Source organism: Sphingomonas pollutisoli, from assembly GCF_029167165.1.
In the GTDB taxonomy this organism is placed as follows: Bacteria; Pseudomonadota; Alphaproteobacteria; order Sphingomonadales; family Sphingomonadaceae; genus Sphingomonas; species Sphingomonas pollutisoli.
In genome coordinates this window covers 1-18,098 of the sequence record NZ_JARFNJ010000010.1, presented here as the reverse complement: position 1 = coordinate 18,098, position 18,098 = coordinate 1, and the positions used below count along the sequence as shown (strand labels likewise).

General features: G+C 69.1%; 19 protein-coding genes. 11 read left to right on the top strand and 8 right to left on the bottom strand.

The genetic code is table 11. The features are described 5' to 3' along the window. Nucleotides 1-40: 40 nt before the first annotated feature. The 3 genes from PX554_RS19785 to PX554_RS19775 all read right to left on the bottom strand — a co-directional run bounded on the left by PX554_RS19785 (nucleotide 41) and on the right by PX554_RS19775 (nucleotide 1,313). Nucleotides 41-370 carry a hypothetical protein gene (locus PX554_RS19785; protein ID WP_275504201.1) on the bottom strand — a complete coding sequence of 110 codons (330 nt, stop codon included), beginning with the start codon at nucleotides 368-370 and terminating at the stop codon, nucleotides 41-43. A gap of 91 nt (nucleotides 371-461) precedes the next feature. Next, nucleotides 462-692 (bottom strand): hypothetical protein, encoded by a 231-nt coding sequence (locus PX554_RS19780; protein ID WP_275504200.1) that lies wholly within the window; start codon nucleotides 690-692, stop codon nucleotides 462-464. Between the two features lie 75 nt (nucleotides 693-767). After that, nucleotides 768-1,313 (bottom strand): FecR/PupR family sigma factor regulator, encoded by a 546-nt coding sequence (locus PX554_RS19775; RefSeq protein WP_275504199.1) that lies wholly within the window; start codon nucleotides 1,311-1,313, stop codon nucleotides 768-770. 173 nt (nucleotides 1,314-1,486) lie between these two features. Between PX554_RS19775 and PX554_RS19770 the strand changes: the two genes are divergently transcribed. The 4 genes from PX554_RS19770 to PX554_RS19755 all read left to right on the top strand — a co-directional run bounded on the left by PX554_RS19770 (nucleotide 1,487) and on the right by PX554_RS19755 (nucleotide 4,916). Further along, nucleotides 1,487-2,176 (top strand): energy transducer TonB, encoded by a 690-nt coding sequence (locus PX554_RS19770; protein ID WP_275504198.1) that lies wholly within the window; start codon nucleotides 1,487-1,489, stop codon nucleotides 2,174-2,176. Nucleotides 2,177-2,230: 54 nt separating this feature from the next. Next, on the top strand, nucleotides 2,231-2,785 hold the full coding sequence (locus PX554_RS19765; RefSeq protein WP_275504197.1) for an RNA polymerase sigma factor: 555 nt from the start codon (nucleotides 2,231-2,233) through the stop codon (nucleotides 2,783-2,785). 60 nt (nucleotides 2,786-2,845) lie between these two features. Beyond that, nucleotides 2,846-3,841 carry a FecR family protein gene (locus PX554_RS19760; RefSeq protein ID WP_275504196.1) on the top strand — a complete coding sequence of 332 codons (996 nt, stop codon included), beginning with the start codon at nucleotides 2,846-2,848 and terminating at the stop codon, nucleotides 3,839-3,841. 256 nt (nucleotides 3,842-4,097) lie between these two features. Continuing rightward, nucleotides 4,098-4,916, top strand: a complete 819-nt coding sequence (locus tag PX554_RS19755; RefSeq protein ID WP_275504195.1) for a helix-turn-helix transcriptional regulator — start codon at nucleotides 4,098-4,100, stop codon at nucleotides 4,914-4,916. 169 nt (nucleotides 4,917-5,085) lie between these two features. Here PX554_RS19755 and PX554_RS19750 read toward each other — a convergent pair whose 3' ends face one another. The 5 genes from PX554_RS19750 to PX554_RS19730 form a co-directional block, all read right to left on the bottom strand. Further along, nucleotides 5,086-6,117, bottom strand: a complete 1,032-nt coding sequence (locus PX554_RS19750) for a class I SAM-dependent methyltransferase (RefSeq protein WP_275504194.1) — start codon at nucleotides 6,115-6,117, stop codon at nucleotides 5,086-5,088. A 7-nt stretch (nucleotides 6,118-6,124) separates the two neighbouring features. Beyond that, the gene (gene kdsA, locus PX554_RS19745) at nucleotides 6,125-6,982 is read right to left on the bottom strand and encodes a 3-deoxy-8-phosphooctulonate synthase (protein WP_275504319.1); all 858 of its coding nucleotides are present in this window, start codon (nucleotides 6,980-6,982) and stop codon (nucleotides 6,125-6,127) included. An 8-nt stretch (nucleotides 6,983-6,990) separates the two neighbouring features. Next, a complete protein-coding gene (locus tag PX554_RS19740) occupies nucleotides 6,991-7,827 on the bottom strand; it encodes a 3-deoxy-manno-octulosonate cytidylyltransferase (protein WP_275504193.1) in 837 nt (278 codons plus the stop codon). After that, nucleotides 7,824-8,816, bottom strand: a complete 993-nt coding sequence (locus tag PX554_RS19735) for a KpsF/GutQ family sugar-phosphate isomerase (RefSeq protein ID WP_275504192.1) — start codon at nucleotides 8,814-8,816, stop codon at nucleotides 7,824-7,826. The genes PX554_RS19740 and PX554_RS19735 overlap by 4 nt, the downstream gene beginning before the upstream one ends. 112 nt (nucleotides 8,817-8,928) lie before the next feature. Next, nucleotides 8,929-9,675 carry an STN domain-containing protein gene (locus tag PX554_RS19730; RefSeq protein ID WP_275504191.1) on the bottom strand — a complete coding sequence of 249 codons (747 nt, stop codon included), beginning with the start codon at nucleotides 9,673-9,675 and terminating at the stop codon, nucleotides 8,929-8,931. A gap of 351 nt (nucleotides 9,676-10,026) precedes the next feature. Between PX554_RS19730 and PX554_RS19725 the strand changes: the two genes are divergently transcribed. The 7 genes from PX554_RS19725 (at nucleotide 10,027) to PX554_RS19695 (ending at nucleotide 17,818) form a co-directional block, all read left to right on the top strand. Then, complete coding sequence (locus tag PX554_RS19725) at nucleotides 10,027-10,722, top strand: helix-turn-helix transcriptional regulator (RefSeq protein WP_275504190.1); 696 nt, start codon at nucleotides 10,027-10,029, stop codon at nucleotides 10,720-10,722. Nucleotides 10,723-10,730: 8 nt separating this feature from the next. Next, nucleotides 10,731-12,503, top strand: a complete 1,773-nt coding sequence (locus tag PX554_RS19720; protein WP_275504189.1) for a ShlB/FhaC/HecB family hemolysin secretion/activation protein — start codon at nucleotides 10,731-10,733, stop codon at nucleotides 12,501-12,503. A 312-nt stretch (nucleotides 12,504-12,815) separates the two neighbouring features. After that, on the top strand, nucleotides 12,816-14,630 hold the full coding sequence (locus PX554_RS19715) for a DUF2341 domain-containing protein (RefSeq protein ID WP_275504188.1): 1,815 nt from the start codon (nucleotides 12,816-12,818) through the stop codon (nucleotides 14,628-14,630). A gap of 22 nt (nucleotides 14,631-14,652) precedes the next feature. Beyond that, on the top strand, nucleotides 14,653-15,069 hold the full coding sequence (locus PX554_RS19710) for an ExbD/TolR family protein (protein ID WP_275504187.1): 417 nt from the start codon (nucleotides 14,653-14,655) through the stop codon (nucleotides 15,067-15,069). A 46-nt stretch (nucleotides 15,070-15,115) separates the two neighbouring features. After that, complete coding sequence (locus tag PX554_RS19705; protein WP_275504186.1) at nucleotides 15,116-15,268, top strand: hypothetical protein; 153 nt, start codon at nucleotides 15,116-15,118, stop codon at nucleotides 15,266-15,268. After that, nucleotides 15,268-15,981, top strand: a complete 714-nt coding sequence (locus PX554_RS19700; RefSeq protein WP_275504185.1) for a hypothetical protein — start codon at nucleotides 15,268-15,270, stop codon at nucleotides 15,979-15,981. The genes PX554_RS19705 and PX554_RS19700 overlap by 1 nt, the downstream gene beginning before the upstream one ends. A gap of 40 nt (nucleotides 15,982-16,021) precedes the next feature. After that, entirely contained in the window at nucleotides 16,022-17,818 is a 1,797-nt protein-coding gene (locus tag PX554_RS19695) for a putative porin (protein WP_275504184.1), read from the top strand. Nucleotides 17,819-18,098 lie beyond the last annotated feature (280 nt).

Below are 18,098 nucleotides of genomic sequence, written 5' to 3'. Positions count from 1 at the left end.
TCATGATCGGCGTCCGCCCGCAGGCCGGTCCCCGAGCCGGTCAGGGCGTCCCGTCGCGAGGCCGCCACAAGGCGCCCCATGGGCCTTTTTCCTCATGTTTGGGAACGAGGATCTCCATGGCGCTGCCATAGCCATAGGGTGTGCGGACCAACCGCCTCGTGCGCCCGTCCTCGGCCAGCAGGAGCAGGGCGATCCGCGAATGGAACAGCGAGCGGGGCACGATCAGGCCGTTCTCATAGCGGGCCTGGGCTCTGCCGGCGGCGAAGGTCAGCAGGAAATCGGTGAGCTTGGCGCCATGTTCGTCATCGGGCAGGTTGCTGTAGGCCGGACGCGCAAGCCTGCGGCAGACGTGCTCGTCCCATCGCAGCATCGTTTCGTGAATCCTGCACCTGAGCGGGCCTGCCTGTCTCACCATCGGACCGGATTTTCTGTCAGCAGGGCCGGAGGCTTTGCCGCGCCGGCTATGCCGCGGCCTCGTGCTTGACCGCTTCGGCTTCGAGCCGGGCGACGACCGCCTGCCAGACCCATTTGCGGCTGGCGCGCCGGCTACCCGTCAGTTTTGCCCGGGCGATGTCGAGTGCCTTGTCGCCATGGGTGGCGCGCAGCCAGGTGCATTTCTGTTCGACCACGTTGTCGAACGCATGGCTGCGCCGCCATCGGTGACGGCGGATCCAGCGCAGCTTCAGGATCATCTTCATTCTCCTGTTGGGACTGACTTCGTGGGGCGGGTGGACCGGCTCCGAGGGTTCACTCCGCCGGCCTCTGATCTATGGCGTGTCGCCCTCGATCTCGGGCTTGCCGATCAGGTAGAAATAGGTCGGACGGTCGAAATAGACGCGCACGCATTCCTCCTCGTCGTTGGGCGGCGGTTCGTCGGGATCGATATCGCGCCAGTCCCGCGCGACATGGGCGACGAGCGCCGACCAGGCCGCCGCGTCGTCGGCATGGAGCGAGATGCGCGGGTCGTTGTCGATGAACATGATCAGCACCGAGGGGCCGCCGTCATCGTCGGAGCCGGCGGGCCGGGCCGGATCCGAATCGGCGTCTGGCCCCATGCTTTCGCTTGTGCCGGGGCCGCTGGGCGCGGCATCGCTCTGGAAGACCTGGACGGTCAGCCGCCGTTGCCGGATCGCGCCGCGATAGGCGTCTTCATGGGCGGCGCTGCGTGATCGCCATGCGAGAAACCGCTCGTCGTCGGCCTTGCTGGCCGTGCCCGAGGCGAGCTGGTTAAGCCAGGCCAGCGCCTCGCCATGGAGGTCGGGAGGCGCTGGCGCGAGGGGCGCCGCGCGGGTTGGCGTTTTGCGGTCGGCCATGGAATTCCGGCTCCGGCGAAACTGTCGAGATAAATTCCGTGCATAGACCTGAGGGCGGGCTGGCGGGGCTACGTGATTTTGTAGCTGTGGAACCCTGCAATGGTCGGTATGTCACATCGTCGTCTCGAACCGCTGTTTAGGACGCACAGCCGTCGGTGAATCTGCGAGTCTGCATGTCTTGGCCAAGTCGAACCAACATAGCGGGGTTTGCGTGCTCGTGCGTGGTGCATGGGGCGATCGTCGGCGGCTTTCTGCTGTCGGTCTTCTCCGTTCCGCCGCGGATGCTCGCGCCCGAGCGTTCGACGGCGCCGCTTGTCGTGGAACTGATCCCGCTCGACAGGCTGGCGCGCTCGGACGGGGAGGCTGAGCCGCGCAAGCGCGAGAAACACCGTCCGGTGCTGGACGATCGCGGCGCGGGACCGGCGATCGGCATGCGGTCGGCGAGCGTCCTGCCGCGCGAGAAGGCCGCGGTCGCGGTGCCCGCGATGACGGCCGCACCGGCATCGTCGGACGCGCTCGCCGGCGCGCAGGCGCGGGCCGACATCAGCGAATATCAGCGTCGCCTCTACGATCTGGTGGCGCGCAATTGCCACTATCCCGACGGCGCGAAGCGCCTGCGCCTGTCTGGCGTGACTCACATGGCGTTCCGGATCGACCGCACGGGCAAGGTGCTCGAGAGCTGGATCCAGGACAGTTCGGGCTCCGACATGCTCGACGATGCCGCGCTCGATGCGCTCGCGCGCGCGGCGCCGCTGCCGCCGATCCCGGCCGGCTTCCCTTCCGAAATGCATTTCGTGATCGAGATCGATGCCTCGTTGCTTCAGCAGCAGCAACAGCAGCTTGCCGATCGCGCGGGCAGCTAGGGGTGACGTTATTTCGCTGAACCCCATCCCGTATCGCATTCGGGAGCGCCGCTGGTGAGCGCTTCCGCCAAGGACAAGCTGGTTGCCGCGCTGGTATCGGCCTATCCCCGGCTGACGCGCATGCTGGCTGACCGGCTCGGCTCGGTCGACCGCGCCGAGGAGGCGCTCAACGACACCTATGTCCGGCTGCATCGCGAGTCGGTGCAGTTCTCCGAGGTGCGTGACCCGCAATCCTATCTCTACCGGATGGCGATGAACGCGGCGGGCAACCAGCGCGAGCGCGACGACTTCTATCTGAGCGCCGCCGACATCGAGGAATTGATCGAGCTGCCCGACGAGGCGCCCGATCCACTACGGGTTGCCGAAGGGCGCTCGGAGCTCGAGGCGGTGCAGCGCGCGCTCGATGCGTTGCCCGAGCGCCGCCGCGCGGTCTTCCGGCGGGTCTGGATCGAGGGCGCGAGCTATGCCGTCGTGGCGGCGGAATTCGGGTTAGCCGAGCGCACCGCCCGCTATGAATTGCTGCAGGCGGTGCGGGCGATGCACGAGGCGACGAAAAAAAATTCAGCGGCGGCTTTGCAAAAACGCCTCGCCGAACTGTCTTCTAAGTAGAGGGCATGTGATGTGTGATCGATTGTCGCCCTCGATGGAGCGCGTGGACATCTTGCCAGAATGACCGACCGGAATGCCTGGACCGACGCAGATCTCGCCCGCCTTCGCCTCGAAGGGCTGGAGCATCTCGTCCGCCTGCGGTCAGGCTCGGCGACGCAGCGCGATGCTGCGGCGTTCCTGGCCTGGCGCGGCACGAGCGCGGCGCATGAGGAGGCATTCCGCTCGGCCGTCGGCCTCCAGCGGCTCGTGCGCGAAGCCTTCGCGGAACGGGTGGAAGAAGGAACGCCACGGTCGGCCGAGGTGATCGCGATCGAGACGGTGCCGCGGCGGCGCCTGTCCCGGCGCGGCGTCCTTTCCGGGGCGCTCGCGGCCTCGTTCGCCGGCGGACTGTTCGTGGTCGGCCGCTCGCTCGACATGGTGCCCGACCCGGCAACGCTGCGCGCCGATGTCAGCACCGCGGCCGGGGAGCGCCGGCTCGTCAAGCTTGCGGGCGGCGCGACCGTCGACCTCAACACGCGCACCAGCATCGTCTTGCGCAAGGATCTGGCGATGCCGGCGGTCGAGCTGATCGGCGGCGAGGCGCTCCTGACGAGCGCGCCAGGCGGCGCGGCGGCGCTGGTCGCGGGCAAGGGAACCAGCATCGGCCGGTCGGGGCGGTTCAATGCGCGGCGGGACGGCGATGAGGTCTGCATCACCTGCCTTGCCGGGACGGTGGATCTGGCCTGGCAGGAGCAGCAGCGCCGCCTGCGGGCCGGCGAGGAAGTGCGCTATGACGGGGAGCGCGTCGGCGCGGTCGAGGCGGGGATCGACGCCTCGGTCCTGACCGCCTGGCGGCAGGGCACGCTGATATTCCGGGACATGCCGATGCGCACGGTGGTCGCCGAGATCAACCGCTACCGGCATGGCAAGGTTCTCCTTGCCAATGATCGTCTCGGTGCGCGGCTTCTGACGGGCACCTACCGGATCGACGGCCTCGACGCATTCTTCAGGCAGGCCGAGCTGGGCCTGGGCGTGAAGGTCATGCATCTTCCCGGCGATGTGGTGGTGCTGAGCTGAGGCGCAGGGGGCGGTTTCGGTAAGGACGGGATAGGCAAGCCGTTCGCCAGGGCGCGCGGCAACAGCCTCATGCCCGGTCGGCGGTGGCCTCTGTTCGTAAAAAAAGCGTGGGAGGCAAAGGTTGCCGCAGCACGGCTCGGCAGGCCATTTCCGGCTTGATCCTAGCATGATGTCACCGATTTGTAACAAAAAACTTTTGCCAAACGCCCCCCTGCCAACTGTCATCCTATTAGGAGCAGTGCGAGGACTTGGATTTATGGCAGGGGGGCAGGCGCTCGAGCGTATCGCCGGCGACAGGGGCACAGCGGCCGGCGCGATCGAGGCGGGATCCGCCGGCATCGCGGACGCGATCGACGAGCTTCTCGGCATCAGCAGCTGCGGGACGGCGGATGACCTGCGGACCTGGCTTCGCCGGTTCGCCCGCGGCCTTGGTTTCTACGGCTGCCGCTATATCCATCTGGGGCATGTGCTCAGCGGCATGAAGCTGGAGGACAGCCCGCCGCCGGTGCGGTTCTTGTCGACCTCGGCGCGGGACGATTTCGGGCCGGACGGCGACAATTGGGCGCTGTGCGATCCGGTGGTGTCGCGGATCAAGCTGTCGTTCACGCCCTTTCCCTGGTCCACCGGCGAGCGCCGCGAGATGAGCGAGACGCAGCGTGCCTGGCTGGCGCAAGAGCGGGCGCTGGGGGTCGGCGCGGGCCTTGCGGTGCCGGTCCAGGACTATGCCGCGGGGCCGGCCTATCTTAGCTTCTACGGCGTGGAGGAGGAGACGGCGATCCGTCTCATGGAGGAGCGCGCGCCCGAACTGGCGTTCGTCGGCGCGCAGTTCCATGCGCTGGCGAAGACGCTGCTGCCGGTCGCCGGCACAGGGCATCAGGCGCTCCTGACCCAGCGCGAGATCGATTGCCTGCGGCTGGCCGCGCTCGGCTGGACGATCTCGCAGAGCAGCAAGGAACTGGGCGTCGCGCATGAGACGGTCGTGTTCCATCTGCGCAAGGTGAGCCGCAAGTTCGGAACCAACTCGAAGCTGCGCGCTGTGGCGCTCGCGGTCAGCGCCGGTCTCATTCATATCTAGGGCGGCATTGCTCACCCGGTCGGAACTGGATTCGGTCGCGCGGCATTGCGGAATCCCACGTCGCTGGTTCGTCCGCCGCAGCGAGTGCATCGAGCTGCGCCCCGGCCCGAAGGCCAGCTACGGGCAAGGCCGTCGCTGACAAGATCGAATGCCCGGAGCCCGGCGCAGCTCATTGTCCCTCGCCTTTGGTCACGATGATGCCGAACGAGGTGCTGATGAAGCCGTCGATCGCGAGCTTGAGATGATGGGGCTCGCCCGGCAGGCCGGCGCCGCCGGTCGGATCGTCGAACGCCCAGGGCGGCAGGTCGATGAACCGGTCCATTAGCTGGCTGCCATGATCGAAGTCGAGGACGGCGACCTTGTGCCCCTGCGCTTCGAGCCTGCGCGCGAGCGCCTCGATGTGCCGGCGCTGGAACAGCACCGTGATCCAGTTGTCGAGCGTGGGCCCGTCATTCTCGATATTATATTCGAGCGTGTGGACGGCGAGCCCGCCGGGGCGCAGCGTGCCGAGCGAGGCTTCGATGAACGCGAGACCGTGCGCGATGCTGCCGAGATGTTCGAGCGCGCAGATCGACCAGCAGAAGTCGTGGCCTCCAAGGTCCGGGGGAATCGCGTTCATGTCGACGGTGTGGACGTCGACCAGCCTTTCGTAGGTGTCGCGATCGACCAGTTGCGGATGATGCGCGCGGGTTCCGAGATGCTGGCCGGTCGTGGCCCAGCCCTTTTCCCGGGCATCTGCATCGGCGACGTCGGTCGCGAGGACGCGCACGCCGCGCGATGCCAGATAGCTCGGGATCGGCTCCGCGCCGCAGCCGAACCCCACCCCCTTGCGGCCATCGGCCAGCATGCCGTGCTCGTGGAGCGCCTGCAGCACATAGGCGAGTTCCCAGAGCTTGCGGTGATAGACGCGGCCGGTGCGCAGTTCGCTCGTCCAATGCGCGCACCAGTCGCTTTCGATATCGGCCTGGGTGCAGGGTTTGGAGGCGAGGCCGATGACACGCGCCGTGGTCGGGCCGGGCGGGGGCAGGGCGGCGGCCAGCTTGCGGGCGAGGTCGTAGCCGAACGCTTTCAGGTTCAGCTCGATGATGCGGACGTTCTTGGTGACATCGTTGAGCGCGTTGAGGTTGGGGCTGGAATCCTCGCGCACCAGCGCCAGCAGCCGCTTGAGGATCCGGGCTTCGAGCCTGCGCGCGAGCGACATCGGCGGGTCAGCGCCGCATCGCCGGTTCGACCGCGAAGCTTTCCTTGACCGCGCGGTCGAGCGTGACGAGCTGCGTCACCACCGCGTCGAGGCGGTGGAGTGGCCAGCTGTTGGGGCCGTCGGAGAGCGCCTTGTCCGGGTCGGGATGGGTTTCGAGGAACAGGCCGGCGACGCCGGCGGCGACCGCGGCGCGGGCGAGCAGTGGCACGAAGCGGCGATCGCCGCCCGAGCTGGTGCCGAGCCCGCCCGGGCTCTGCACCGAATGGGTGGCGTCGAACACGATCGGGGCGCCCGTCTCGGCCATGACCGCGAGGCCGGTCATGTCGTTGACGAGGCGGTTGTAGCCGAAGCTGGTTCCGCGTTCGCATAAGAGGAACCGGTTCTCGTCGAGCCCCGCCTCGCGCGCGGCCTCGCGCGCCTTGCCGAGCACCGGCGCCATGTCGGTGGGCGCCATGAACTGCGCCTTCTTGATGTTGACGGGCCTGCCCGAGCGCGCGGCGGCGGCGATGAGGTCGGTCTGGCGGGCGAGGAAGGCAGGCGTCTGGAGGATGTCGGCGACCTCGGCGACCGCCGCCGCCTGGCGGGGCTCGTGGATGTCGGTCAGCACCGGCAGGCCGGTCTCGCAGCGCACCTTGGCGAGGATGGCGAGCCCCTCGTCGATGCCCGGTCCCCGATAGGAGGCGCTCGACGTGCGGTTGGCCTTGTCGAAGCTGCCCTTGAAGACGACGAGCAGGCCGAGTCGGTCGGCGAGGGCGCGCAGCTGCGCAGCGACGGTGAGCGCGAGCGCCTCGGATTCGAGGACGCAGGGGCCGGCGATCAGGAACAGCGGCTGGTCCTGGCCCACCGCGCGGCCGAGCAGGCGCATGGCGGTCATCAGTCGATCCGCCGCGCGGCGAGCGCGGTTTCCACGGTCACGATATCCTCGGGGTTGTTGACCTCCCAAAGCCCGCCCGGCGGGTCGGCGACCTCGACCATGCGCATCGGGATCCCCGCATCGAGGAAGCGCAGTTGCTCGAGCCCTTCGACCAGTTCGAGCGGCGATGGCGGGAGCTCGGCATAATGGCCGAGCACGTCGCGGCGATAGGCGTAGAGGCCGATATGGAGATGGACCGGCGCATCGGCGGTGCGCTCGGGCACATAGGGGATCACGCGCTTGGAGAAATAGAGCGCGTTCATCAAGCGGTCGAACACGACGGTGGTGCCGCCGACGCGCCCGGAGCGGGCGTCGCACAGCAGCCGGTCGAGCATCAGCGCCGGGCAGCGGATCATCGGTGTCGCGACCGCGAGGCGCGGGTCGGCGCGCAGCGTGTCGATCAGCGCCTCGACCGCGAGCGGGGGCGTGAGCGGCGCGTCGCCCTGCAGGTTGACGATGATGTCGGCGTCGATCCCGGCGGCCTGGACGGCTTCCCAGCAGCGCTCAGTGCCGTTGCGGCAGCCGGGCGAGGTGAGGACCGCGGTGGCGCCGAACGCGGCGGCGGCGTCGGCGATGCCCTCATCGTCGGTGGCGATCACCACCGGCACGGCCGGCGCGACCGCGCGCGCGGCTTCCCAGCTGCGCTGCACGAGGCTCTTGGGCGTGCCGTCGGCGCCGCGCAGCGGCGCGAGCGGCTTGCCGGGAAAGCGCGAGGAGTCGAGGCGCGCGGGCACGATGATGACCACGCCGTCCGTGCGCGATGCGAGGTCGGTGCCTCCGACGAGCGAGAGCGTCATGCGATGCCTAAGCGCAGGAGGTCGTGGATATGGACGAGGCCGATGACCTTGCCGCTCAGCACGCCGTCGAGGACGAGGACGGCGGTGATGCGCTGCTCGGTCATGATCGCGAGCGCGTCGCGGGCCATCGCATCGGATTCGAGCGTGCGCGGCCGCCTTGTCATGATGTCGGCGGCGGTCGTCCTGTTGGGGGTCCTGTGGGCGAGGATCGCACGGCGGATATCCCCGTCGGTGATGACGCCGGCGAGGCGCTCCTGGCGGTCGACGACCGCGGCGATGCCGAAGCCCTTGGCCGAGATCTCGGTGACGACGGCGTCCATCGGCGTCTCGGGGGTGACGAACGGCAGCTTCGCGCGCTTGTGCATGAAGCTGTCGACGCGCACCAGGTCGAGGCCGAGGCGGCCGCCGGGATGGAGCGCGAGCAGGTCGGCGGCGGTGGTGCCGCGCTGGCGCATCGCGGTGAGCGCGAGCGCGTCGCCGAGCGCCAGCATCAGCGTGGTCGAGGTGCTGGGCGAGCTGCCGAACGGGCAGGCCTCGGGGGCGGGCGGGAGAATGAGGCGGATGTCGGCGGCGCGGCCGACCGCCGAGGCTTCGCTCGAGGTGATGGCGAGGATGGGCAGCCCGAAATGCTGCGCGCGGCGGATGATGACCCCGAACTCGCGGGTGTCGCCCGAGTTGGAGAGGATGAGCAGCGTGTCGGTGGCCGTCAGCATGCCGAGGTCGCCGTGGACCGCGTCGCTGGCATGGAGGAACAGGGCGGGCGTGCCGGTCGCTGCCAGCGTGGCGGCGATCTTGCCGGCGATATGCCCCGACTTGCCGAGACCGCAGACGACGACGCGCCCGCGCGTGGCGAGGATCGCGCGGACCGCGAGCGCGAAGCTGTCGTCGAGGCTCGCGACGAGCCGCCAGAGCGCCTCGGCCTCGGTGGAGACGGCGCGCCGCCCGGCTTCGAGGATGGCTTCGAAGTCGGAATCGGCAGCGTCGGTCACGCTGCCTGTCCTGTCCAGCATTGGCGAGGCCCTGTCCGTGCGGTGATGTCGATGCCGCCGGTTAGGCGGGGGAGACGGTGGGCGGAACTACCTGTTTCTGTAGCGCCGGGCGCTATCGCGGTTTGCCGGCGAGCGTGATGGCGAGCGGCTGGACGAGCCCGGGCGGTGGGGGCGGCGCGCTGGCGCCGTCGAGCACCGCGACCAGTGCCGCATCGGTCGTGCGCCTGCCCGAGCCTTGCCGGATCGCCAGGCCGGCGATCCGGCCCTCGGCGTTCACCCTCAGCTCGACGGTGACCGAGAAGCTGAGCCGGCCGGTGCGCGGATCGGCGCGCAGCAGCGTCTGGAGCTGCTCCTCGAGCCGGCTGTAATAAGCGAGCCGGTCGGCGGCCGGGAGCGCTACCGGCGCGCGCTCGCGCACGACGACGCGGCCGAGCGGCACGAGCGGGCTGTCGTCGGCGGGACTGGCCGGACGGATGAAGACGGCATTGGCGCCGCTGTAGCGGGCGACGAGGCCGGTGCCGGCGAGCAGCAGGCGCAGCGCCTCGCGCGGGGCATAGCTGCCGCGCACCGCCGACGAGCGCCGGCCGCGCGTCACTGCGCTGTCGTAGAGGAGCTGGACGCCGGTCAGCTGGAAATAGCGCGCGAGCGCGGCGTCCAAGGGCTGCGCCGGGATGTCGAAGGCGATGCGGCCGGCCCCGGCGGCCTGGGCATGCGCCGGCTGGGACGGCGGCGCGATCAGGGCGGCGGCCATGGCGAAGAACAGCGTGGTGCCGATCGCCCAGATCGGGGTGCCGAGTTCAGCCGGCAGGCACGGTGGTTGATCGCGCCCGGGCAGGGCGGGCGGCGGCGGCTGTTCCAAGTCCGCGCGATGGGGTGCTGCCGCGTCGGCGCAGTCGGCACCGTGGTCCTGTCGGCATGAACAGCCGGAATCTTCGCAAGGCGGCGCGGTCGATAAATCCATGATCGGCTATTGGTCTTTGCATCAACGGAACGATTTGGCGCCACATTCAAGAATAACATTTTCGTTTCATTTGCACGGACAATTTCTGACCTTCCCGGTCGCCCCGCCGCGGCAAGTCATGTCATTATTCTGTAACAAAAAACTTTTGCCAAACCACCCCTCCCCAGCTGTCTTACTAATGAGAAGCCTTGCTGGGGGTAAGTCGCAATGTGTGTCATGGGGCCGGTCGCGGACGGATGCGGCGGCGGGATGTTCGATCCCGCCCTGTCGGCCGGCCGCATCTGGAGCGAGCCCGCGGCGGCGGCGCTCCTGCACCGGCTCGGGCGGCTCGACGACTGCGACAGCGCCGGGGCGCTTGCCGGCTGGCTCGAGGATTTCGCCGGCGCGTTCCGGCTCAGCGGCGGGCGCTATGTCCATCTCGGCCATGCCTCGGCCGACATGCGCGCCGAGGAGGGCTGGCGGGCGCCGCGCTGGCTGGAGGCCGGCAGGGTCGCCGATGCGCCGTCCGTCCATGAGATTTGCTTGGGCGACGGCTCGACGCCGTTTCTGAGCGGCGTGACGGGCGGTCGCGAGGGCGAGTCCTGGCTCGAGATTCCGGTGCAGGATTATGCGGCGGGGCCGGCGGTGCTGGGGCTGTTCGGCGCGGCCAGGCGCGCGAAGGGTCTGCTCGCCGATCATGGCCCGGCGCTGATGCTGGCGGGCGCGCGCTTCCATGGGGCGGCGCGGCGGCTGCTCGCGGGCAAGGCGGGGGCGCTCACCGACCGCGAGATCGCCTGCCTTCGCCTGACCGCGGCCGGGCGGACGGCGGGCGAGATCGCGCGGCCGCTCGGCATCGCGCGCCGCACGGTCGAGTTCCACATCGGCAAGGCGGTGCGCAAGCTCGGCGCCGCCAACCGGATTCATGCCGTCGCGATCGCGGTGACGGCCGGGCTGGTGCGTCTGTGAGCAAGGCCGTGAGCGACAATCTGAGCAAGGGGTGGTTGGTGCAGAGCGGGACGATTGCCGTCGGGGTTGCAACTGGCGCGGTTCGCGCGCGCCGCGCGGCGTTCTTGTGCGCGGGGCTTTCGCTCGTAGCGCTCTGCGCGCCGGCACGGGCCCAGGATGCGCCGCCGGCCGCTGCAGCGCCGGCGGGCGAGCCGCAGCGCGCGCCCGACACCTTCTTCATCTCGGCGATCGACGTGCTCGGCGCGACCAAGCTGCCGAGCGCCGAGATCGAGCGGCTGATCGAGCCTTATCTCGGGCCCGGCCGCAGCAATGCCGACGTGGTCGCGGCGCAGAAGGCGCTGCAGGCGGCCTATGCCGCCAAGGGCTATGAGGCGGTCGAGGTCGAGATCCCGGTTCAGCCGAGCGACCAGTTCGCGCAGGGGATCGTGCGGCTCCAGGTCAACGAGGCGCCGCTCGGCCAGGTCCAGGTGGTCGATGCCAAGCACCATTCGGCCGAGACCGCGCGCGCGCAGGTGCCTTCGCTGGTCGAGGGCCAGCCGATCAACCTCGCCGCGCTCCAGCGCGACATCGGCGCCGCCAACCGCTTTCCGGACCGCACGATCACGCCGCGGTTCAAGGCGGGCGCGGCACCGGGCACGGTCGATATCGACCTGAAGGTCGAGGACAGTGCGCCCTGGCATGCGAGCGTCGAGCTCAACAACGACAACAGCCCCAACACCGATCCGCTGCGCGCGAGCGGGACGGTGCGCTACACGAACCTGTGGGGGCAGGGGCATACGCTCTCGGTGACCGGCTCGATCGCGCCGCAGGATCCCGACCAGAGCACGGTGATTTCGGCGTCCTATAGCGCGCCGCTGATCGGCACGCCCTGGTCGTTCCTGCTCTATGGCTACAAGTCGAACAGCGACGTGGCCGCGCTCGGCGGCACCAACGTGCTCGGCAACGGCTACCAGATCGGCTTTCGCGCGACCTACCGGCTGCCCTCTGAGAAGACCTTCCAGCAGATCAGCTTCGGACCCGATTTCAAGTCGTTCAAGGAAGCGATCTCGCTCGGCGAGACGGCCTTGCAGCCGACCCATATCCGTTATGTGCCGCTGGTCGCCGAATATGCGCTGTCGGGGTCTGACGAGCATGAGACCTATGGCCTCAGCCTCGGCGTCACCGGCGGCCTGCGGGTCATCAAGCGGCGCGCCTGCTTCGAATATCCGGCATCGGTTATTCCCGGCGGGCTTTCGATCTGTTCGCTCGGCGACGGCACGACCGGCGTCGTCGCCGACCAGTTCCGCGGCCGGGCGATCGATGCCAACGAGAATTTCTTTCACCTCAATCTCGACATGAACTACACGCGGCTCCTGCCGAGCGACGTCCAGCTTGCGCTGCGCTTCGCAGGCCAGCTCGCGGATTCGCCGCTCATCACCAACGAGCAGTTCTCGCTTGGCGGCGTCTCCAACGTGCGCGGCTATTATGTGTCCGAGGCGGTCGGCGACGACGGGTTCGTGTCGTCGATCGAACTGCGCTCGCCGAGCCTCGGCACTCTGTTCGGCCCGTTCGTCGACGAGCTGCGCTTCTTCGCCTTCGCGGACGCGGGCTATGCACGGGTGCGTGCGGTTGCCGAAGGCCAGACCGACGATTTCCGGCTGGTCGGCGTCGGCGGGGGTCTGCGCTTCCAGATATTCAAGCTGCTCTCGGGCGAGTTCCTGGTCGGCGTGCCGCTCAAAGCCGGGCCGGTCACCGACAAGGGCGACCCGCGCTACAGCTTTTCCGTCAGAGGCGAGTTCTGATGGCGGTCGCCGCTGTCCTCCCTATGGTCCTGCGGGCGCGGGTGCTGCCGCGCCGCCGGCTTTGCCAGTCGGTCGGAGCCCGCTCGGGTCCGCGTCCCGGTGGCCGTTCCGCTCCGACCGAAGGGGCGGCCGTGGTCCTTGGTCTGGGCCAGGTTCCCCCGGCGCGGGGGTCGCACTCCCTCACCCGCCGCGCGGGGAAGAACCCCGGGACGCGGGGCTGGGGCGCCAGTGACGTTCCGGCGCGCATGAGCGCATCATCGATCAACGCCCGGCATGCGGGCAGCCAAATGACAGGGAAAAGGGGTTAGCGACGTGGGCCGTTTGATATTGACCTGGCTGATCGCGCTCAGCGCGTTCGCATCGCCGTTGATGACGGGGCCGGCGCTGGCCCAGGAAGCCGCTGGCCAAAGTGCCGGGTGGTGGAACAAGGAGTGGCCCTATCGCCGGGCGGTCGCGGTCGACACGTCGCCTTCGGGCGTCAACATGTCGGGCGCGGCGGGGCGCGCCCTGGTGCTGGTCCGGCTCCACTCGGGCAATTTCACCTTCACCGATGCTAACGACAACGGTGCGGACCTGCGGGTGGTGGACAGTGACGGCAAGACGCCGCTTCCCTTCCATATCGAGCGGTTCGACGCGCAGAACGGGCTGGCGGCGCTCTGGGTCAGCGTTCCCAACGTGAACGGCGGCGAGAAGCGTTCGATCTGGATCTATTACGGCAACAAGAACGCGCCGGCGGGTTCGGACATCGCGGGCAGCTATGATCCCGACACGATCGCGGCCTTTCATTTCAGCGATGCGGCCGGCCAGCCGCTCAAGGACCTGACCGCCAATCGCAACAACGGCCAGAACGGCGCGCCGGCGGTCAACGAGAACGGCATCGTCGCGCGCGACGCGCGCTTTGCGGGACAGGGCGAGATCGTGGTTCCGGCAAGTCCTTCGCTGACGCTGCCTGCGGGAGGCCCCTTCACCTTCACCGCCTGGGCCAAGCAGGATCAGCAGACCGGCGAGCAGGCGGTGCTCGCCTATGGGCCGCTGGTGGTCGGGATCGCGAACGGCGTGCCCTATGCGCTGGTCGGCGAGCAGCGTTTGCAGGCGAACGCGCCGGTCAAGGCTGCGGAATGGACGCATCTGGGCTTCGTCGCCGATGGACAGACGCTCAAGCTCTATGTGAACGGCGTCGAGGCGGCCAATGCCGCGGGTGCGCTCCCGGCGCTCGCCGGGCCGCTGTCGCTGGGCGGCGGGGCAGGGCGGCCTTATTTCGGCGAGCTGGACGAGGCGCGCTTCGCCAAGACGGCGCGGCCGGCCGCACTGCTGCTGGCGAGCGCGCAGGGCGAGGGTCCGGCGGGCAAGCTGGTCAAGGTCGCCGAGACGCCGGAGCGGCAGAGCGAGGGCGGCGGCAACTTCTTCTATGTGCTCGGCAAGGTCGAGACGGTCGATGCGTTCGTCATCGGCTTGTGCATGCTCTTGCTGGCGCTGTCGATCGGCGTGACGGTCTGGAAGGCGCGGTATCTCGGCGCCGCGCAGAAGGGCGACCGGGCGTTCTCGCGGCGCTATGTGGCGATGCACGAGCAGCTCGCGAGCCTCAAGGGCAATGCCGATGTCGGCGCGGTGGAGCGCGCGGTGCTCGACAAGTCGCCTTTGGCGCGCATCTTCGAGATGGGCGTGGACGAGCTCGGCGTGCGCCGCAAGGAGCGCGGCCTAGTGCCCTTGTCGGGCGCCGCGGTCGAGGCGATCCGCTCGGCGGTCGATGCCGTCGTCGTGCGCGAAAACCAGAAGCTCGACAGATGGGTAGGAATCCTGGCGCTGGTCGTCGCCGGCGCGCCCTTCATCGGGCTGTTCGGCACGGTCATCGGTGTGATGAACACCTTTGCCGGCGTGGCGCGCGCGGGCGACGTCAACGTGAACGCGATCGCGCCGGGCATCGCGGCGGCGCTCATGGCGACGGTCGCGGGGCTGCTCGCGGCGATCCCCTCGCTGTTCGCGAACAACTGGCTTGCCGGGCGCATCCAGCATCTCTCCGACGACATGCGGGTGTTCGCCGACCGGCTGATCACGCGTCTCGCCGAGATGCAGGAGAATGCCGCGACGCCGCCGGCGCCCAGGCCCAACACCAAGATCGCGGCCTGAGGCGGGGCAGGGGAGAACGGACATGCAGGTCGAAGGCCGCCGCAAGGTCTATAACGAGATCAACGTCACGCCGATGCTCGACTTGGCGTACGTGCTGCTCGTCATCTTCATCCTGATGGCGACGGCCTCGGTGCAGGGCATCAAGGTCGATCTGCCCAAGGCGAGCAGCGCGCAGAGCCTGTCGCAGCCGCAGACGATCACGCTGACGGTGGGCGCCGACGGGCAGGTGTTCATGGACGCCTTCCCGGTGACGCTCAGCGATCTCGAGGCGCGCCTCAGGAACGCCAAGGCGAGCAACCCCGACGTGCCGATCGTGCTCAAGGGCGATCAGGTCGCGCAATATGGCAAGGTCACCGAGGTGCTCGACCTGCTTCGCCAGCTCGACCTCAACAAGGTCGGCCTGGTGACCGGCAAGCCGACGGCCGGGGGCGGGGCTTGAGATGTCCCGTGGCATGGACCGACCGGCGATACGAGGGGAGGGCGGGGTGTCCCGCTGGCCTGGCCTTGTCGCCGAGGCGCGCAGCGCCGGCCTCGATATCGAGGGCTGGGGCAGCGACATCGCGGGCGCGCGGCGGCTACTCGCCGGGCTCGATGCCGGACGCGAGCGCGCGCTCGTCTATTGGGAGGGCGAGCGCTGATGGCCGCGCCGACCTTCGACACTTTCGAGCCGGAGCGATCCGGCGCGGTGCAGCGGGTGCTGCCCTGGGCGATCGGGGCGGCGCTGCTGGCGGCGCTCGCCTGGTTCGTCTGGACGCAGCTCAATGCGGTGGGCGGTGTCGCGGTGCCGGCGCCGAGCGCGCAGCAGATCAGCATGCTGCCGCCGCCACCTCCGCCACCTCCGCCGCCGCCCGAGCCCAAGGAGAAGCCGCCGGAACCGACCGAGCAGCCGCAGCCGAGCCCGGTCGAGGCGCCCAAGACGCCCCAGCAGCAGGCGGCGCCGGTGACGATCGCGGGTCCCGCGCAGGCCGGGACGGACGCCTATGGCGTGCAGTCGGGCTCGGGGGCGGGCGGCGGCGCGCCGGGAAGCACGGGCACCTGCCTCGTCAATTGCGGGGCGGCGCCGGGCGGAGGCGGGATGAGCGAGGGCTTCTACCGCCGCTATCTCAGTTCGGAGCTCCAGTCGCGGATCGACGGCGACGACCGGTTCAACCGGCTGGTGTTCGACGCCGAGGTGCTGCTGACGGTGACGCCGGAGGGGCGGGTGACGGGCGCGCGGCTCGCGAGCGGGAGCGACAGCGAGACGGTGCGGCGGCTGTCCGCGGCGTTGAACGAGATGCGGCTCAACGCGCCGCCGGCCTCGATGGTGTTTCCCTATCGGCTGCGGCTGCGCGGCCGGAAGCCTGGAATGTGATCGGATTTGCGACGCCCGCTGGGCGCAAAGGGGATAGTTGATGTCACAGGGATTGAAGGTTCGGCGGACGGTATGGATGGCGGCGCTGCTGTCGTCGGCGCTGGTGGGCGCCGTGCCGGCGCTGGCGCAGGACGCGGCGCCGGCCGCGCGGCGCGACAGTGCGGTCGAGACGATGGTCAAGCTCCTGATCGAGGAAGGGATCATCCCGCCCGACAAGGCGGCGGCGCTGACGGCGCGCGCGCAGGCGCTGGCCGCGCAGGAGCAGCAGCAGGCGCCGGCCGCGACCGCCGAGCTGACGCCGCCGCCCGCGGGCGCGGTGCGCGTGCCCTATGTCCCCGAGACGGTGCGCGCGCAGATCGCGACCCAGGTGCGCGACGAGGTGATGGCGCAGGCCAAGGCCGAGCGCTGGGCGGCGCCCGACAATGCCGCGCCCGACTGGGTCGACAATATCCGCATCCACGGCGACCTGCGCGTCCGCTCGGCCTCGAGCCTCTATTCGCGCGACAATGCGACCAACAGTTTCTACGATGTGCCGGCGTTCAATTCGAGCGGGCCCTATGACGTCTCGGGCAATGGCAACCAGCTGATCCCGCAGATCAACACGATCCGCGACAAGGTGAACAACATGCAGATTCGCGCGCGGATCGGCATCGAGGCGACGGTTGCCGAGCGGTTCCAGCTCGGCTTCCAGCTGGCGACGGGCGATGATGCCGGGCCGATCTCGACCAACAGCAACCTGACGGGCGGCTTCAGGAAGCGCGACGTGTGGATCCAGAACGCCTATGTGCGCGGCGAACTGGTGGACGGCGTCACCGCGATGCTCGGCCGGTTCGACAATCCGTTCCGCACGACCGATCTCATGTTCGACCCCGACCTCGCGCTCGACGGCGTCTATGGCGAGGTCGACGTGACGAAGATCCTGCGCCAGGACGGCTTCCACCTGGCGGTGCGGGGCGGGGCGTTCCCGATCCAGTTCGAGCCGACCGATTTCCCGTCGACCTCGGGCGACAAGCGCAACTGGCGCGACCGCTATATGTTCTCGGGCCAGGTCGAGCTCGCCAAGGAGTTCGCCGGCGGGGTGCGGGTCGACCTGTCGGCGGCCTATCACAACTTCACCTATCTGCGCGGGCATGTTTCGGAGCCGTGCGACACTTATTCGGCGACGAACATCGAGTGCTCGACCGACATTCTGCGGCCGCTCTGGGCGAGCAAGGGCAACACGCTGTTCTATTTGCGGCGGATCGACCAGGAGTTCGCGACCAATCCGGCGCAGCCCAACAACCCGCAATATCTGGGGCTGAAGTTCGCGTATCGGGTGCTCGACGTGAACGGGTCGGTGAGCGTGCCGATCAGCGAGCGCGTTCAGGCGCGGCTGACGGGCAGCTATCTCTATAATTTCGGGTTCGACCCCGAGAACATCTGCCGCGAGGGCGAGGATGCCGGGCCGATCAACAATTATGTTGTGACCAACGGCGACGCGAACCAGCTCGCCTGCGGCGCCAATCCGGGCAAGTTCGTCGGCGGCAACGAGGGCTATGGCGCCTATTTCTCGATCGGCGACCCGGACCTGTTCAGCGTCAATCCGAGGCGCGCGCGGCGCGGCGCCTGGGCGATCAACGCGGCCTATAAATATCTGCAGAGCGACGCGGTGCCCGACAGCTTCACGGACTCGGATTTCCATCTGGGCGGCACCAACGCCAAGGGCTTCATCCTGGGCGGCGCCTGGGCGCCCTATAACGGCATCACGATCGGCGGGCGCTGGCTGAGCGCGAGCGAGATCGTCGGCCCGCCGCTGAAGATTGACGTGCTGCAGATCGACCTCGGAGTGGCGTTCTGATGCAGCGGATGCGGGATCATATGAAGGTCGTTGGACTGGCGGGGAGCCCCCATGCCCCGTCGGCGAGCGCGGCGGTGTCTGCGATGTTTGGCCATTCCATCGCAGATGCCGTCGCTGCCCCGCGCGATGCGGCGCGGCCTTCGATCCCGATGCGCGAAACCATGTCCTCGATCTCACGGCGGATCAGCCCCCGCAGTGCCGTGAGGGCGGTGGGACGGCCGGCTCACCCCGCTGGCCGTCCCGCCGCCGGGCGGGCATCGCAGCCGATGCCCGCGCTTAT

Excerpts from the sequence above, each read along its gene's own strand:
- PX554_RS19710 (WP_275504187.1), top strand. The coding sequence starts at position 14,653 with ATGCAGGTCGAAGGCCGCCGCAAGGTCTATAACGAGATCAACGTCACG.
- PX554_RS19700 (WP_275504185.1), top strand. The coding sequence starts at position 15,268 with ATGGCCGCGCCGACCTTCGACACTTTCGAGCCGGAGCGATCCGGCGCG.
- PX554_RS19750 (WP_275504194.1), bottom strand. The coding sequence starts at position 6,117 with ATGTCGCTCGCGCGCAGGCTCGAAGCCCGGATCCTCAAGCGGCTGCTG.
- PX554_RS19785 (WP_275504201.1), bottom strand. The coding sequence starts at position 370 with ATGCTGCGATGGGACGAGCACGTCTGCCGCAGGCTTGCGCGTCCGGCC.
- PX554_RS19760 (WP_275504196.1), top strand. The coding sequence starts at position 2,846 with ATGACCGACCGGAATGCCTGGACCGACGCAGATCTCGCCCGCCTTCGC.
- kdsA (WP_275504319.1), bottom strand. The coding sequence starts at position 6,982 with ATGCGCCTGCTCGGCCGCGCGGTGGGCCAGGACCAGCCGCTGTTCCTG.
- PX554_RS19725 (WP_275504190.1), top strand. The coding sequence starts at position 10,027 with ATGTTCGATCCCGCCCTGTCGGCCGGCCGCATCTGGAGCGAGCCCGCG.
- PX554_RS19755 (WP_275504195.1), top strand. The coding sequence starts at position 4,098 with ATGGCAGGGGGGCAGGCGCTCGAGCGTATCGCCGGCGACAGGGGCACA.
- PX554_RS19775 (WP_275504199.1), bottom strand. The coding sequence starts at position 1,313 with ATGGCCGACCGCAAAACGCCAACCCGCGCGGCGCCCCTCGCGCCAGCG.
- PX554_RS19770 (WP_275504198.1), top strand. The coding sequence starts at position 1,487 with ATGTCTTGGCCAAGTCGAACCAACATAGCGGGGTTTGCGTGCTCGTGC.
- PX554_RS19695 (WP_275504184.1), top strand. The coding sequence starts at position 16,022 with ATGTCACAGGGATTGAAGGTTCGGCGGACGGTATGGATGGCGGCGCTG.
- PX554_RS19780 (WP_275504200.1), bottom strand. The coding sequence starts at position 692 with ATGATCCTGAAGCTGCGCTGGATCCGCCGTCACCGATGGCGGCGCAGC.
- PX554_RS19740 (WP_275504193.1), bottom strand. The coding sequence starts at position 7,827 with ATGACGCTCTCGCTCGTCGGAGGCACCGACCTCGCATCGCGCACGGAC.